Origin of the sequence: Streptomyces sp. NPDC046876 (genome assembly GCF_040645035.1) — a bacterium.
Classification (GTDB): domain Bacteria; phylum Actinomycetota; class Actinomycetes; order Streptomycetales; family Streptomycetaceae; genus Streptomyces.
The window spans coordinates 144,429-159,609 of sequence record NZ_JBEYXK010000003.1; the positions used below are offsets into that span (position 1 = coordinate 144,429).

Annotated in this window: 13 protein-coding genes; 12 read left to right on the top strand and 1 reads right to left on the bottom strand. The window is 74.6% G+C overall.

Annotated features, from left to right (window positions below):
* Positions 1–95: 95 nt before the first annotated feature.
* Positions 96–1,022 carry an MBL fold metallo-hydrolase gene (locus tag ABZ924_RS03335; RefSeq protein WP_361903314.1) on the bottom strand — a complete coding sequence of 309 codons (927 nt, stop codon included), beginning with the start codon at positions 1,020–1,022 and terminating at the stop codon, positions 96–98.
* A gap of 281 nt (positions 1,023–1,303) precedes the next feature.
* On the opposite strand from ABZ924_RS03335, the gene ABZ924_RS03340 reads away from it, so the two are divergent.
* The 12 genes from ABZ924_RS03340 (at position 1,304) to ABZ924_RS03395 (ending at position 14,902) form a co-directional block, all read left to right on the top strand.
* A complete protein-coding gene (locus tag ABZ924_RS03340) occupies positions 1,304–2,908 on the top strand; it encodes an acyl-CoA carboxylase subunit beta (RefSeq protein WP_361903317.1) in 1,605 nt (534 codons plus the stop codon).
* Positions 2,905–3,129, top strand: a complete 225-nt coding sequence (locus ABZ924_RS03345; protein ID WP_361903320.1) for an acyl-CoA carboxylase epsilon subunit — start codon at positions 2,905–2,907, stop codon at positions 3,127–3,129. Before ABZ924_RS03340 ends, ABZ924_RS03345 begins: the two co-directional genes overlap by 4 nt.
* 64 nt (positions 3,130–3,193) lie before the next feature.
* Positions 3,194–4,768 carry an MFS transporter gene (locus ABZ924_RS03350; RefSeq protein ID WP_361903323.1) on the top strand — a complete coding sequence of 525 codons (1,575 nt, stop codon included), beginning with the start codon at positions 3,194–3,196 and terminating at the stop codon, positions 4,766–4,768.
* A 278-nt stretch (positions 4,769–5,046) separates the two neighbouring features.
* Positions 5,047–6,447, top strand: coding sequence for a salicylate synthase (locus ABZ924_RS03355; protein ID WP_361903325.1), 1,401 nt, complete (start codon positions 5,047–5,049; stop codon positions 6,445–6,447).
* Positions 6,437–7,471: a ketoacyl-ACP synthase III family protein gene (locus ABZ924_RS03360; protein ID WP_361903328.1), complete on the top strand. Its 1,035-nt coding sequence runs from the start codon at positions 6,437–6,439 to the stop codon at positions 7,469–7,471. The genes ABZ924_RS03355 and ABZ924_RS03360 overlap by 11 nt, the downstream gene beginning before the upstream one ends.
* 60 nt (positions 7,472–7,531) lie before the next feature.
* On the top strand, positions 7,532–9,145 hold the full coding sequence (locus ABZ924_RS03365; protein ID WP_361903330.1) for an AMP-binding protein: 1,614 nt from the start codon (positions 7,532–7,534) through the stop codon (positions 9,143–9,145).
* 32 nt (positions 9,146–9,177) lie between these two features.
* Positions 9,178–9,477 carry a phosphopantetheine-binding protein gene (locus ABZ924_RS03370; protein WP_361903333.1) on the top strand — a complete coding sequence of 100 codons (300 nt, stop codon included), beginning with the start codon at positions 9,178–9,180 and terminating at the stop codon, positions 9,475–9,477.
* On the top strand, positions 9,474–11,060 hold the full coding sequence (locus ABZ924_RS03375; RefSeq protein ID WP_361903336.1) for an amidohydrolase family protein: 1,587 nt from the start codon (positions 9,474–9,476) through the stop codon (positions 11,058–11,060). Before ABZ924_RS03370 ends, ABZ924_RS03375 begins: the two co-directional genes overlap by 4 nt.
* Complete coding sequence (locus ABZ924_RS03380) at positions 11,057–11,863, top strand: 2,3-dihydro-2,3-dihydroxybenzoate dehydrogenase (protein WP_361903339.1); 807 nt, start codon at positions 11,057–11,059, stop codon at positions 11,861–11,863. Before ABZ924_RS03375 ends, ABZ924_RS03380 begins: the two co-directional genes overlap by 4 nt.
* A 20-nt stretch (positions 11,864–11,883) precedes the next feature.
* Positions 11,884–12,543 (top strand): isochorismatase family protein, encoded by a 660-nt coding sequence (locus ABZ924_RS03385; protein ID WP_361903342.1) that lies wholly within the window; start codon positions 11,884–11,886, stop codon positions 12,541–12,543.
* A complete protein-coding gene (locus tag ABZ924_RS03390) occupies positions 12,540–14,513 on the top strand; it encodes an anthranilate synthase family protein (RefSeq protein ID WP_361903345.1) in 1,974 nt (657 codons plus the stop codon). Before ABZ924_RS03385 ends, ABZ924_RS03390 begins: the two co-directional genes overlap by 4 nt.
* 5 nt (positions 14,514–14,518) lie before the next feature.
* Positions 14,519–14,902 carry a chorismate mutase gene (locus ABZ924_RS03395; RefSeq protein ID WP_361903348.1) on the top strand — a complete coding sequence of 128 codons (384 nt, stop codon included), beginning with the start codon at positions 14,519–14,521 and terminating at the stop codon, positions 14,900–14,902.
* The last annotated feature ends 279 nt before the right edge of the window (positions 14,903–15,181 follow it).

A 15,181-nucleotide genomic window follows, 5' to 3' on the forward strand; every position in this document is an offset into this window, starting at 1 on the left:
TTCCAGGGGGGTTCCAGACGGCCTCCGGCAGCGGGTCGCCCGGCGCCTCAGGCCGCGGGTCGCCCGGCGCCTCAGGCCGCGGGTCGCCCGGCGCCTCAGGCCGCGCAGGCGGGCCGGCGGCCGTGGTGGGCGGCCATCTCCTCGAACAGGGCGCCGACGTCGAGCGGTGAGCCCTCGGGCAGCCCCTGCTGCTCGGCGTACGCGCGGTGCAGGTTGGGCAGCAGCCGCTCGGAGTCGAGGAGTTCGGCGTACGGACCGAGGTCGGCGGCCCGGGCGGCCTCCCGGGGGCTCGCTCCGGCGGCGGCGCCCTGCGCGGCGAGGTCCTGGAGCCAGCGCAGGTAGGCCTCGTTGGCGTCGAGGAGTCCGGGGCCGCCGACCGGGCCGTGGCCGGGGACGAGGGTGGTGGCGCCGAGGGCGCGCAGCCGCTGCAGCGCCGCCAGGGAGCCGGACACCGACCCCATCACGCAGAAGGGCGTGACGCCGTTCATCACGAGGTCGCCGGTGAACAGCACGCCCTGGTCGGGCAGCCAGACGACGGTGTCGTCGGTGGTGTGGGCGGCCGGGCCGATGTGGATCAGCTCGGCGCGGAGTTCGCCCACGTGGAGGGTGGTGCGGTCGGTGAAGGTGAGGTCGGGCGGGGAGATCTCGATGTCGCCCCAGCAGACCTCCGGCCACAGCCCGGCCATGTGCAGTCCGGCGGCCAGGACCATGGTGCGGGTGCGGGCGTGGCCGATGGTCAGGGCCTCGGGGAAGACGAAGTTGCCGTAGGTGTGGTCGCCGTGGAAGTGCGTGTTGACCACGGCGCGGGGCGGCCGTCCGGCCAGGCCGAGTGCGGCCTCGCGCAGCCGGCGGGCGCGCCGCTCGGTGGCGGCGGTGTCGACGAGGGCCGAGGAGCCGCCGCCGGTGAGGATGCCCGCGTTGTTCAGGCACCAGCCGCCGGGCGGCTGGACGTACGCGTGGACGCCGTCGGCCACCTCGGTGAGGGTGGCGGCGGCCTGATCCTGCGCGCTGGTCCCGGGCACGGTCCACGCACCTCACTTCTCGCTCGTACGGGCCGGGCCCGGTGGTACGGGGCCGGTCGGGGAGCGGCAACAGCACGCGCCCGGATGCCCCGAGCCTGGCCCGGTCGCCTGGACCTGCGCTCGAAGGGGCCTGGCGTCCGGCTGTACGGGGCTGCCCGGTGCGTCGCGAGCCGTCCCGTACGGGTCCCCGGCCGGAATTCGAGCCGGGCTGTAGCGGCCGCGCCCAAGCTGGCGATGCGAAACCGGCCGTACCCCGGTGCCTCCGTGTCGAAAGGGCCCGCATGAGCATCGTCGAGGAAAGACCACTGGAGAGCGTGCGAGAAGAGTTCCGCTTCGCCTCGCTCCGTGAGCGCACCGCCGAACTGAGTGCCGTACGGGCGCTGGCCGAGGCCGGCCCCAGCGAGCGCGCCACCGCCGCCCAGCACGCCAAGGGCAAGCTGACGGCCCGCGAGCGCATCGACATCCTTTTCGACGAGGGGACGTTCAACGAGGTCGAGGGGCTGCGCAAGCACCGCGCCACCGGCTTCGGCCTGGAGGACAAGAAGCCGCACACCGACGGCGTCGTGACGGGCTGGGGCAAGGTCCACGGCCGCACCGTGTTCGCGTACGCCCATGACTTCCGGATCTTCGGTGGTGCGCTGGGCGAGGCCCACGCCGAGAAGATCCACAAGCTGATGGACCTCGCCGAGGCCGCCGGAGCCCCCATCGTGGGCCTCTGTGACGGCGCCGGCGCCCGTATCCAGGAGGGCGTCACCGCGCTCGCCGGCTACGGCGGCATCTTCCAGCGCAACGTCCGCAACTCCGGCGTCATCCCGCAGATCTCCGTCATCCTCGGGCCGTGCGCCGGCGGCGCCGCGTACTCCCCCGCGTTGACCGACTTCGTGTTCATGGTCCGCGGCACCTCGCAGATGTTCATCACCGGCCCGGACGTCGTCCAGGCCGTGACCGGCGAGGCCGTCACCATGGAACACCTCGGCGGGGCCGACAGCCACGCCGGCTCCTCCGGCGTCGCCACCTTCGCCTACGACGACGAACAGAGCTGCCTCGAGGACGTACGCCACCTCCTCTCCCTCCTGCCCTCCAACAACCGCGAACTCGCCCCCACAGGCGACCAGGAGGACCCCGCGGACCGCCGCTGCGAGAGCCTGCTGGACCTGGTTCCGGCGCGGCCGACGCACGGCTACGACATCCGCGACCTCATCGAGGAGGTCGTCGACCACGGGGACTACTTCGAGGTCCACAGCCAGTGGGCGCAGAACGTCGTCTGTGCGCTGGCGCGCCTCGGCGGGCAGGTGGTCGGGATCGTGGCCAACCAGCCGGCGCACCTGGCGGGCGTGCTCGACATCCAGGCCTCCGAGAAGGCGGCCCGGTTCGTGCAGTTCTGCGACGCGTTCAGCATCCCGCTGGTCACGCTGATCGACGTGCCCGGCTTCCTGCCGGGCGTCGACCAGGAGCACAACGGCATCATCCGGCACGGCGCGAAGCTGCTGTACGCCTACTGCAACGCCACCGTTCCGCGGATCAGCCTGATCCTGCGCAAGGCCTACGGCGGCGCGTACATCGTCATGGACTCGCGGTCCATCGGCGCCGACATCGCGCTGGCCTGGCCGTCGAACGAGATCGCCGTGATGGGCGCGGAGGGCGCGGCCAACGTCATCTTCCGGCGCGAGATCGCGGCCTCCGACAACCCGGAGGAGACCCGCGCGCAGAAGATCAAGGAGTACCAGACCGAGCTGATGCACCCGTACTACGCGGCCGAGCGCGGCCTCGTCGACGACGTCATCGACCCGGCGGACACCCGCACCCGGCTCATCGCCACGCTCGACATGCTGCGTGCCAAGCACGCCCAGCAGCCGAGCCGCAAGCACGGGAACCTCCCGCTGTGAGCGCGCCCGACGAGCGGACCGCCCTGGCGCTGGCCGCCATCCGGATCACCCGGGGCAACCCGACCGCCGAGGAGGTCGCGGCGCTCGCCGTGCTGCTCACCGCCCGGCTGCGGGTGCAGCACGAGGCGGAGGCCGCGCAAGAGCAGGAGCAGGCGACGGTGCACAAGCTCCCGCTGCGGCCCCGGCCCGCGTTCGCGGCGCCGGGCGCCTGGGCCTCGTAAGGCCTCGCACCCCCTCACCGCACCCGACGTACGCGATACGAGATACGAGCTCAATGGAGGCCTCGTGCGAAAGTGGTGGCCGCTCGCAGCGGTCAGCCTGGGCGTGTTCATGCTCCTGGTCGACGTCACCATCGTGATCGTCGCCCTGCCGGGCATCGGCGCCGACCTGGGGACGTCCCTGTCCGACCTGCAGTGGGTGATGGACGGCTACGCCCTCACCCTGGCGGCGCTGCTGCTCGGCGCCGGCTCGCTGGCGGACAAGTCCGGCCGGCGCCGGGTCTACACGGGCGGGCTCGCCCTCTTCGCGGCGGCCTCGCTGGTCTGCGGCCTCGCCGGGGACCCGGCGGTGCTGGTCGCGGCCCGGGCCGTGCAGGGCGTCGGCGCCGCGGCGATGCTCGCCACCGCGATGGCCCTGCTGAACGTCACCTACCAGGGCAAGGACCGCGGCATCGCCTTCGGCGTGTGGGGCGCCGTCAGCGGTGCGGCCGCAGCGGTCGGGCCGGTGCTCGGCGGGCTGCTGACCGAGTACCTGGGCTGGCGGTGGATCTTCCTGGTCAACCTGCCGGTCAGCGCGGCGGCGATCGCCCTGTCGCTGAAGGTGCTGCCCGAGTCCCGCAACCCGCGGGCGGGCCGGACCGACTGGGCGGGCATGGCCTCCTTCACGGTGGCCGTCGGCTCGGTGGTGTACGTCCTGATCCGCGGCGGCTCGCAGGGCTGGACCTCGGGCACCTCGCTCGGGTTCGCCGCCCTGGCCGTCGTCGCGCTCGCCGCCTTCCTGCTGGCCGAGGCGCGCGGCAGCCACCCCATGCTGGACCTCTCGCTCTTCCGCCGGGCCCCGTTCGTCGGGGTGATGCTGTGCGGGCTGCTGTTCTCCGCGGTGGCCTTCGCCTACCTGCCGTACACCTCGCTGTGGGTGCAGTCCGTGCTCGGCCTGAGCCCGGTCTCCGGCGGCCTGGTGGTGCTCCCGATGAGCGCGGTGGCCTTCGTGGTCTCCGCGGCCGCCGGCAAGCGGCTGCCCAAGGTTCCCGCCTGGCTGGCGCTCGGCGGCGGCCTGGCGCTGATCGCCGCGGGCAGCCTGCTGCAGGCCCGGCTCGACGCCGATGCGGGCTGGACCGTGCTGGTGCCCGGCCTCGTCCTGACGGGGCTCGGCGTCGGCGTCGTCTCCCCGGTGCTGGCCGCCACCGCCATGGCGGCCGTACCGCCGGAGCGCGGCGGCATGGCCAGCGGCGCCATGAACACCTTCCGCCAACTCGGGCAGGCGCTGGGCATCGCCGTCTTCGGCGTGGTGCTCCAGCAGGGCCTGACCCGGGCCCTGGACTCCGCCGGGGGCGCCGACGCGCTCGGCGACTCGGCCGCCACGGCGCTCGGCAGCGGGCAGGCCCACGAGGTCATCGCACAGGCGCCCGCAGGACAGTTGGACAGCGTCGTCCACCTCGTCCGGCAGACGTTCGCCGAGGCCCTGGACGACGTCATGCTCGCCTCCGGCATCACCGGCCTGGCCGGTGCCGTCCTGGTGGCCCTGCTCATCCGCACGGCGGCCCCGGCTCCGGCCCGGCCCGCCGGCTCCCCGGCACCCGCGGCCGAGGGCAGCGGCGTCAACGGCGACGCCGCAGCACCGCTCCAGACCGCGGGGAGGTGAAGCGCCGGCGCCGGGGCGCCCCCCCTGGGGGGGCGGCCCGCGCCCGGCCGGGCCCGCCGCACACCGCCCGGGCCGGGGCCCGGGCGGGTGCCGCCCCCCCCGCGCGCCGCCCCCCGCCGCCCCCCGCCCCCCCCCGGGGGGTCGTCTACCCCCCGCGGCCGGGCCCCCCGCCCGTGCGGCGCCGCCCGGCGCCGGCCCGTCCCTGCCGCACACCGCCGGATCCGGCGCCCTGCCGGATCCCGCACCGCCCGCTCCAGACGCACAGGGGGAATACGAACGTGTCTGCGTACTACGTCGAAACCAGAATCGAGCTGGCGCAGGACCAGCTCGCCACGGCCGCCGCGCTCGCCGACTCCGGCCTGCACGACGACTACGTGGTCTACGAGGGCCCGCAGGGCTGGTCCTACGCCGGCGGAACCCTCGCCCAGCTCACCCTGGACCGCTCCGGCGCCCGCCTCTCCCACGAGGGGGAGACGTTCCTGCCCTGGGACGGCAAGCCGCTGCAGCAGGTGCAGAGCCTGCTCGACACCCTCCCCGTCGACGGCTGGCGCGCCTACGGCTGGGCCGCGTTCGAGCTGTCGTACGCCAAGGACGGCGCGGTGGACCACGTCGGCGACGAGCGGCTGCTCCACCTGGTCGTGCCGCGCACCGAGGTCCGCCTCGGCGAGGGCACGGCCCTGGTCCGCTCCGCCGACCCGGCCGGCCTGGTCGCCGCGCTCGACGTGCTGCGCTCCCCGGCCCGCCCGGCCGGCGGCAAGGTCGCGCAGATCGACGTCCGCGGCTTCGACAAGACCGACTACCGCAGCTCCGTCGAGTCGGCCGTGGCCGAGATCAACGAGGACAGGCTCCAGAAGGTGATCCTCTCGCGGGTCGTCGAGGTCGAGAACGACATCGACCTGGTGGAGACCTACGTCCAGGGCCGGCGCGGCAACACCCCCGCGCGCTCCTTCCTGCTGCACCTCGGCGGCGTCGAGGCGGCCGGGTTCAGCCCCGAGACGGTCGTCGAGGTCGAGGCCGGCGGCCGCGTGTACAGCCAGCCGCTCGCCGGCACCCGAGCCCTGACGAAGGACCCGCAGCGCAACCGCGAGCTGCGCGAGAACCTGCTGTCCGACCCGAAGGAGATCTACGAGCACGCCATCTCGGTCAAGGTCGGCACCGACGAGCTGACCGACGTCTCCGAGGAGGGCTCCGTCGAGGTGCCGGAGTTCATGGCCGTCAAGGAGCGCGGCAGCGTCCAGCACCTGGCCTCCCGGGTCACCGGGCGGCTCGCCGACGGCTTCGGCACCTGGGACGCCTTCGGCGCGGTCTTCCCGGCCGTCACCGCCTCCGGCGTCCCGAAGGCCGCCGCGTACGACGTCATCCGGCAGTACGAGCCCGAGCGGCGCGGCCTGTACAGCGGCGCGGTGCTGACCACCGACCAGAACGGCGAGATGGACGCGGCGCTGGTGCTGCGCTCGGTCTACCGCCAGGGCGGCCGTACGTGGCTGCGCGCGGGCGCCGGGATCGTCGGACAGTCCACCGCGGCCCGGGAGTTCGAGGAGACCTCCGAGAAGCTGGAGAGCGTCTCGCGGTTCCTGGTCGCCACCGCGCAGGACCCGGGCCGGGAGCAGGTCCAGGAGCTGGGCCAAGGCCAGGGCCAGGGCCGGGAGCAGGACCGGGGCGGCCGCCGTGCGGCTTGAGCACCTGTACCTCGCGGGGGTCGCCGCCGTGCTGCCCGAGGTCGTGGAGACCGAGCGGGCGGTCAAGGAAGGCCTGCTGGACCCGGCGGTGCGCGAGGCGTCCGGCATCGTCTCGGTCGCCGTGGCCGGGGAGGTCCCCGCGCCCGACCTGGCCGCCGAGGCGGCGGCCGCCGCGGTCCGCCGCTCGGGCCGCCGGCCGGAGGAGTTCGCGGCCCTGCTGCACAGCGGGGCGCACTTCCAGGGCCCCGACGGCTGGTCCCCGCAGCACTACGTGCTGCGCAAGGCGCTGGACGTGCCGATCCCGGCGCTGGAGGTCCGCCAGGGCTGCCTGGGGATGCTCGCCTCGCTGGAGCTGGCCGCGTACCGGCTGGCGGCCGACCCGGCGCGGCCGGCGGTGCTGCTGACCGCGGCCGACAACTTCGGCACGCCGATGGTCGACCGGTGGCGTGCCTCCGGGCTGTTCCTGCTGGCCGACGGGGCGGCAGCGGCGGTGGTGACACGTGACGGCGGCTTCGCCCGGGTGCTGGCCGTCGGCTCGCTGTCGAACCCGGAGATGGAGGAGTTCAACCGGGGCGGCGAGGTGCTGTTCCCGCCGCCGGTGACGGTGGGCCGGCCGCTGAACCTGGAGGCCCGCCGCCAGTACTGGCGCGACCAGTGGGCCCAGGGCGTACTGCCCCCGATGGGCAACCTCGGCGAGCTGGTGGCCGACGTCGCCGCGCGGACCCTGGCCGAGGCCGGCGTGGCCATGGAGCAGGTCCGGCGGGTCGTGCACATCGGGTTCTCGAAGGGCCCGCTCACCGACACCTTCCTGGACCCGCTGGGGATCGACGCCGATCGCGGGGTGTGGGAGTTCACCCGCCGCACCGGCCACGCCGGAGCCGTCGACCCGTTCTCCGGGCTCCAGTACCTGCTGGAGACCGGCCAGGTGGAGGCCGGCGACCACGTGATGCTCATCGGCGCCGCGCCCGGCGCCGAGGTCACCTGCGCCGTCCTCGAGATCACCGGCGACCAGGGCACGTCGTGACCGCCGCCCGTCCGGGCCCGGTCCGCCCCCGAAGCGAAGAACCGAGGAGACCTGACGACCATGCTTGATGGCTGCACCCCTCCCGGCGAGGAGCTCGCCGCCGCGTACCGGGCGAACGGCTACTGGCGCGGGGAGAACCTGTCGGCCCTGCTGCGCTCCTGGGCCCGGACGTACGACGGGAAGACCGCGCTCGTCCACGGCACGACCCGTCTGACCTACCGTGCGCTCGACGCATGGGTGGACCGGCTCGCGGCCGGCTTCCGCGCGCACGGCGTGGCGCCGGGCGACCGGGTCGTCGTCCAGCTGCCCAACGCCCCCGAGTTCCCGGCGGTCTGCTTCGCGCTGTTCCGCCTCGGGGCCGTGCCCGTCTTCTCCCTGACCTCGCACCGCGCCAGCGAGATCCGCCACCTGCTGGAGATCTCCGGGGCCGCGGCGTACGTCCTGCCGGCGCGGTACCGGGGCTTCGACCACCTGGGGCTCGGGCTCGCGCTGCGGGAGGAGCTCGAGGCGCTGCGGCACCTGTTCGTCCTGGGCGAGGTGCCCGAGGGCTGCGGCGCGGTCCCGCTGGACACCGTCGACGCCGAGCCGGTGGAGCTGCCCGAGCCGGACCCGGCCGACGTGGCGTTCTTCCTGCTGTCGGGCGGTACGACCGCGCTGCCGAAGCTGATCCCGCGCACCCACGACGACTACGCGTACCAGACGCGGACCGCGGCCGCCGTCAACGGGCTGACCGGCGAGGACGTCTACCTGGCCGCGCTGCCGGTGGAGTTCAACTTCACCTGGGGCTGCCCCGGGGTGATCGGCACGCTGGGCTGCGGCGGCACCGTGGTCATCGCCGACGGCCCGACCGCCGAGGACTGCTTCAAGCTGATCGAGGAGGAGGGCGTCACCTTCACCTCGCTGGTGCCCACCGTCGCCCAGCTGTGGCTGGAGACCGCCGAGTGGTCCTCGTACGGGCTGCAGACCCTGCGGACGGTGCAGATCGGCGGCGCCCCGCTGTCCGCGGAGCTCGCCGCGCGCATCGGCCCGGGCCTCGGGGTGCGGCTGCAGCAGGTGTTCGGCATGGCGGAGGGGCTGCTGTCCTTCACCCGCGCCGACGACCCCGAGGAGGCCGTGCTCACCACGCAGGGCCGACCGATCTCGCCCGGCGACGAGGTGCGGATCGTCGGCGAGGACGGTACGGAGCTGCCGCTCGGCGCCACCGGCGAGCTCCACACCCGCGGCCCGTACACGCTGCACGGCTACTACCGGGCCGAGGAGCACAACCGGACGGCGTTCACCGCCGACGGCTACTACCGCACCGGCGACCTGGCCCGGCTCACGGCCGAGGGCCGCCTCGTCATCGAGGGCCGGATCAAGGACGTCATCGTCCGCGGCGGCGACAAGATCTCGGCCCCCGAGGTGGAGGCGCACCTGCTGACGCACCCGGCGGTCTCCCGCGCGGCCGTGATCGGCGTGCCCGACGAGTACCTGGGCGAACGGATCTGCGCGTTCGTCGTCGCCGACGGCGAGCCGCCGAGCCTGCCCGGGCTCAAGCAGGCGCTGCAGGAGCAGGGCCTGGCGGACTACAAGCTGCCCGACCGGCTCGAACTGGTCGAGGAGTTCCCGCTGACCGGGCTCGGCAAGGTCGACAAGAAGGCACTGGCGGCCGGCCTGGCCGCGGCGGCGCACTGACCCGTTCACGGCCACCAACGAGGAGAGCCCCGATGACATCCCACTCCATCGCCGCTGCGGCCGAGACGGCCACGCCCGAGGCGGTGACCGGCATCCTGCGCGGGATCGCCGCCCGGTTCATGAAGGTGGAGCCCGAGACCCTGGAAGCGGACACCAACCTGGTCCACCGCGGCCTCGGTTCGCTGGAGATCATGCGGATCGTCAGCGAGCTGCGCCGGGCCGGCATCACCGCCGACGTGCGGGAGCTGGCGACGGACCCGACGCTCGGCGCGTGGACGGAGCACCTGCTCCGGGCGCACCCGGCGGACGAGATCGCGGCGAGGCTGGCATGAGCGGGCCCGGCATCGGCCAGGCGGGCCCGGGCGCCGGCGGGTCCGGCGGGTCCGACCCGTCCGGCGGCTCCGGCGGCCTGCCCGGTCGGGCGCCGGCGCTGCTGGTGCGCGGCGGCTGCGTCTACACCGCGGACGCCGACGCCCGGATGCTGCCCTCCGGATCCGTACTGGCGGTCGGCGGCACGATCGCAGCCGTCGGCCCGGTCGACGAGGTCGACGCGGCGGTGCGGGCCCTGCCCGAGGAGGTACGGGCCGGGCTGCGCACGGTCGACGGCACCCGGCACCTGGTGCTGCCGGGCTTCGTCAACGCGCACTGGCACGAGATGTTCGCCCTGCGGCTGCCGTTCAAGGGCGCGCTGCGCGACCCGCGCGACGCCGACGACGAGCCGGGCGTGATGGCGCTGGGCGGCGACGTCCGGAAGATCTCGGCGATGTTCGACACCTTCCAGGACGTGGCCGACGGCCTGACGCCCGGCGAGGCCGAGGCGATCGCCCGGTACTCGCTGTGGACGCAGCTGCGCTCCGGGACCACCGCCCTCGGCGACGTCGGCTCCTTCAACCGGCCCGAGGCGCTGGCGGCCGCCGCCCGCGCGGTCGGCATCCGCTGCTCCGTCAGCCACTGGACGGGGGACGCGGTCTGCGCGCCCGGCGAGGGCCGCCACCGCCGCACCCGCGACACCGACGCGGTGCTGGCCCGGCTGGAGGACCTGCTCTCCGACTGCGCCGCGGACCCCTCCGGGCTGGTACGGGCGCAGGTCAGCGCCTCGTACGTCACCAACGTCAGCGATGCGCTCGGCGAGGGCCTGGGCAAGCTGGCCCGCGCCTACGACGTCCCCTTCGCCACGCACGTCGGCGCGCTGCGCGGCGAGGCGGAGGTCATGCGGGCCGGCTACGGCACCACGCCGGTGCGGCGGCTCGCCGAACTCGGGCTGCTCGACGAGCGTCTGGTGGCGGTGCACTGCGCCTTCCTCGATGAGCACGAGCGGTTCCTGCTGCTGCGGGCCGGCGCCCACGTCAGCCACTCCCCCGCCAAGTACGGGCCGACGGGCGAGTCCACGCTCAGCGAGACCCGGGCCATCCCGGAGCTGCGCCGGGCGGGGCTGGACGTGTCGCTGTCCACGGACGGCGGCGCGCTGCCCGTCGGCGGGATGGCGGAGGCGATGCGGGCCGCGTGGCACGGGTACACCGAGCTGTACGCGGACAACACGGCGCTGCTGCCGAGCGACGCCCTGGCGATGGCGACGCGGATCGCGGCGCGTGCCCTGCGCCGGGAGGACATCGGCGCGCTGGCGCCCGGCCTGCAGGCCGACCTGGTGCTGGTGCCGGCCGGGGACTGGCGCTACCTGCTCAACCCGCGGCCGCTGGAGGGGTTCTTGAACCTCGGCGGGTCCGCGGACGTGACGACCGTGATCGTGGCGGGCCGGGTGCTGGTCGAGGACGGGCGGACGGTCCACCTCGACGAGGAGCAGCTGACCGCCGACTACCTGGAGGCGCTGGCGTCCTTCTCGACGCGCCGCCTGGGCATCGCGCCCGCGGCGGTCGCCGGGGTGCTAGCGGCACACGGCAGGGGGGCCCACGCATGACGGCAACGGAAACTGCGACGGCACAGGGCGACATACCGGGGAAGGTGGCCCTGGTCAGCGGCGCGGCCGGCGGGATCGGCGCGGCGGTGGCCCGGGCGCTGGCCGCGGAGGGCCGTGCGGTGGCCCTGCTGGACCGGGACGCCGCGGCGCTGCGGCTGCTGGCCAAGGAGCTCACCGAGGACGGGCACCGGGTGCTGGCGGTCCCCGCCGACGTGGCCTGCCCCGAGGAGGTCGCGGCGGCGGTGGACCGCACCGAGTCCGAACTCGGCCCGGTCGAGGAGCTGGTCAACAGCGCGGGCGTGCTGCGGATGGGCCCGGTGCTGGAGCTGTCCGACGACGACTGGGAGACCACGTTCGCCGTCAACGCGACCGGGGTGTTCCGCCTCTCGCGCACCGTCGGCCGCAGGATGGCCGAGCGCGGCAGCGGCGCCGTCGTCACGGTGGCCTCGAACGCGGCGGGCACGGCCCGGATGAACATGTCCGCGTACGCGGCGTCGAAGGCCGCCGCGACCATGCTCACCAAATGCCTCGGACTGGAGCTGGCCCGGTACGGCATCCGCTGCAACACGGTGGCGCCGGGCTCCACGTACACGCCGATGCTGTACGGGATGTACGACCCGGAGGACGTGGCCCGCAGCTCCATCGAGGGCCTGCCGGAGAACTACCGGAACGGGATCCCGCTGCGCCGGATCGCCGTGCCGCCCGACATCGCCGACGCGGTGCTGTTCCTGCTGTCGGAGCGGGCCCGGCACATCACCATGCACGACCTCGTGGTCGACGGCGGCGCCACCCTCGGCGTCTGACACCCAGAAAGGAGATCGTCATGGGCATCCCGGCGATCGCACCCTATTCCATGCCCGGCGTCGGTTCCCTGCCCGTCAACACCGCGCGCTGGACGATCGACCCCCGGCGGGCGATGCTGCTGATCCACGACATGCAGGAGTACTTCCTGCAGCCCTTCCCGGCCGGCCGGCAGCCGCTGACCGACCTCGTCGCCCACAGCGCGGCGCTGCGCGGGCGGTGCGCCGAGCTGGGCGTCCCGGTGGCGTACACGGCGCAGCCCGGGGACATGACGCAGGCCGACCGCGGCCTGCTGAAGGACTTCTGGGGGCCGGGCATGACGGTGGCCCCCGCCGACCGGGCGGTCACGGCCGCGCTGGCGCCGGCCGAGGGGGACGCGGTCCTCACCAAGTGGCGGCCGAGCGCGTTCTTCCGTACGGACCTGCTGCAGCGGATGCGCGACGGGGGCCGCGACCAGCTGATCGTGTGCGGGGTCTACGCCCACGTGGGGATCCTGACCACCGCCAACGAGGCCTTCGCGCACGACATCCAGACCTTCGTGGTGGCCGATGCGGTGGCCGACTTCACCCCGGAGTTCCACCGGATGACGGTGGAGTACGTGGCCACGCGCTGCGGCATGGCCGTGACCACCGCGGACGTGCTCGGGCAGCTCGCCGGCCTCGCGGTGGAGGCGGTCCGTTGACCGGGCCGGACCACCCGCTGCTGGGCCGCATCCTGGCGGGCGGCCCGGCCCACGCCCCGCACTTCGCGCTGGTCCACCGGCCGGAGGCGGGGGCGGGCGGGGTGGACGTGCTGGTCGGCCGGGCCGCCGAGGTGCCGGACGGGGCGGGGCTGGCCGGGCTGCCGCTGCCGGCGGCGGAGGCCGGGGCGGGGGCGGGGCCGGCGGCAGCAGCGGCGGGGGCCCGCGGCCGGCACGAGCTGCTGGCGCTGCTGCCGTACCGGCAGGTCCGCGAGCGCGGCTTCGCGGCGCCGGACGACGGCACGCCGCTGGTCGCCCTGGAGATCCACGACCAGGCGGTGGTGCCGCTCGCCGAGGTGCTGCGGCGGCTGCCGCGGGCGGCGCTGCGGACCTCGGGCGGCGCCTTCGACATCGACGACGAGCAGTACGCGGCACGCGCGGCGCAGGTCCTGGCCGAGGAGATCGGCCGCGGCGAGGGCGCCAACTTCGTGCTGCAGCGCAGCTGGACGACCACGGTCGAGGACTGGAGCGCGCAGCGGGCCCTGTCGTTCTTCCGGCGGATGCTGCTGGCCGAGCCGTCGGCGTACTGGACCTTCCTCGTGCACCTGGGCGACCGCACGCTGATCGGGGCCACGCCCGAGCGGCACGTCAGCCTCGCGGGCGGCACGGCGGTGATGAACCCGATCAGCGGCACCTACCGCTATCCGGCCTCGGGCCCGACGGTGACCGGGCTGCTGGACTTCCTCGCCGACCGCAAGGAGGCCGACGAGCTGTACATGGTCGTGGACGAGGAACTGAAGATGATGGGCCGGGTCTGCACCGACGGCGGGCGCGTCGTGGGCCCGTTCCTGAAGGAGATGTCGCGCCTGGCCCACACCGAGTACCTGATCGAGGGCCGCACCGGCCTCGACGTGGTGGACGTGCTGCGCGAGACGATGTTCGCGCCGACGGTGGTGGGCAGCCCGCTGGAGAGCGCCTGCAAGGTGGTCGAGCGGTACGAGCCGGAGGGCCGCGGCTACTACAGCGGCGTGGCGGCGCTGATCGGCCGCGATGCGGCGGGGGCGCGCACCATGGACTCGGCGATCCTGATCCGCACCGCGGACGTGGACCGCGCGGGGGCGCTGCGCCTGGCCGTCGGGGCCACGCTCGTACGGGAGTCCTCCCCCGAGGCGGAGGTGGCCGAGACCCGGGCGAAGGCGGCGGGGCTGCTGGCGGCCCTGGAGCGGGAGCCGGAGGCGGCGCCCGCGGCTGCGGCAGAGCCGGCCGCCGGGTCGTTCGCCGGGCATCCCGAGGTGCGGCAGGCGCTCGCGGCGCGCAACTCGGCCCTGGGCTCCTTCTGGCTGGCCGACCCGGCGTCGCGGGCGGAGACCAGGCCCGGGCTCGCGGGCCGGCGGGTGCTCATCCTGGACGCGGAGGACACGTTCACGGCGATGGCGCAGCACCAACTCGCCGCGCTGGGGCCGGAGGTGGCCATCCGCCGCTACGACGAGCCGTACGACCCGGCCGCGTACGACGTGGTGATCGTGGGCCCGGGGCCCGGCGACCCGCGCGAGAGCGGCCACCCCAAGATCGCCGCGATGCGGGCGGCGACGGAGGGCCTGCTGCGCAGCGGCACGCCGTTCCTGGCGGTGTGTCTGGGGCACCAGGTGCTCAGCACCCTGCTGGGCCTGGAGATCAGGCGGCGCCCCGTGCCGAACCAGGGCGTCCAGCTGAAGATCGACTTCTTCGGCCGGCCCGAACTGGTCGGCTTCTACAACACCTTCGCCGCGGTCAGCGCCGAGGACTCCTTCCGCTGCCCGCGCCGCCCGGGCACCGTCCGGGTCTGCCGGGACGGGGAGACGGGCGAGGTGCACGCGCTGGCGGGGCCCGGCTTCGCCTCCGTGCAGTTCCACCCGGCGTCGATCCTCACGCAGAACGCGACGCCGATCCTCGCGGACCTCCTGGACGCGGCCCTCGGCCACCGCATCCCGTGACGACCGTGACGACCGAGCTGCGTGCGACACCCGTGACACCCCTGCCCGGCCTCGAGCACGGCCGTGGCCGGATCCGTGACCGCCGTACGACCGCCACCGACACCGGAGGATCCATGTCCCCCACCGCCCTGCTCGACCTCACCCGCCAGGACGACCGCGTCTCGGAGCTCGACTCCACCATCATCGACCTGGTGCGCCGCCGCACCGAGATGGTCACCGAGCTCCAGCAGGCCAAGGGCCGGGCCGGCCTGCCGCGCACACAGCTGGGCCAGGAGACGGAGATGCTCAACCGGTACCGCTCCGCCCTGGGCGCCCAGGGCACGACGCTGGCCCTGCTCCTGCTCAAGCTGGGCAGCCGGCCCGACCTCCTCCCCGACGGCAGAAGCTGAGCCGTCCCCCGCCAGGGACGACCGCTCGACAACCGCACGAGAGCGCCTCGTCGGCCAATGGCCGAAGGGGCGCTCTCTTCGTTCCCGGGAACGCCCGAACAGTCCGGAATGGTCCGGTTCCCGGCCGCGTATCCCTCGACCTGAACTCAATACGAACTGGAGGCGGGCGGCCGCGTCCCGAACGGCCCCCGGATCTGCTTGCAACGGCCCCCGGCCGCTGCCTAGTGTGCTGAACGAGGGCAGGGAACAGGTACGGGAGAAATTCCATCTCCGATTTCG

Coding starts and splice junctions, on each gene's coding strand:
- ABZ924_RS03385 (WP_361903342.1), top strand. CDS start 11,884: ATGGGCATCCCGGCGATCGCACCCTATTCCATGCCCGGCGTCGGTTCC.
- ABZ924_RS03340 (WP_361903317.1), top strand. CDS start 1,304: ATGAGCATCGTCGAGGAAAGACCACTGGAGAGCGTGCGAGAAGAGTTC.
- ABZ924_RS03380 (WP_361903339.1), top strand. CDS start 11,057: ATGACGGCAACGGAAACTGCGACGGCACAGGGCGACATACCGGGGAAG.
- ABZ924_RS03365 (WP_361903330.1), top strand. CDS start 7,532: ATGCTTGATGGCTGCACCCCTCCCGGCGAGGAGCTCGCCGCCGCGTAC.
- ABZ924_RS03375 (WP_361903336.1), top strand. CDS start 9,474: ATGAGCGGGCCCGGCATCGGCCAGGCGGGCCCGGGCGCCGGCGGGTCC.
- ABZ924_RS03370 (WP_361903333.1), top strand. CDS start 9,178: ATGACATCCCACTCCATCGCCGCTGCGGCCGAGACGGCCACGCCCGAG.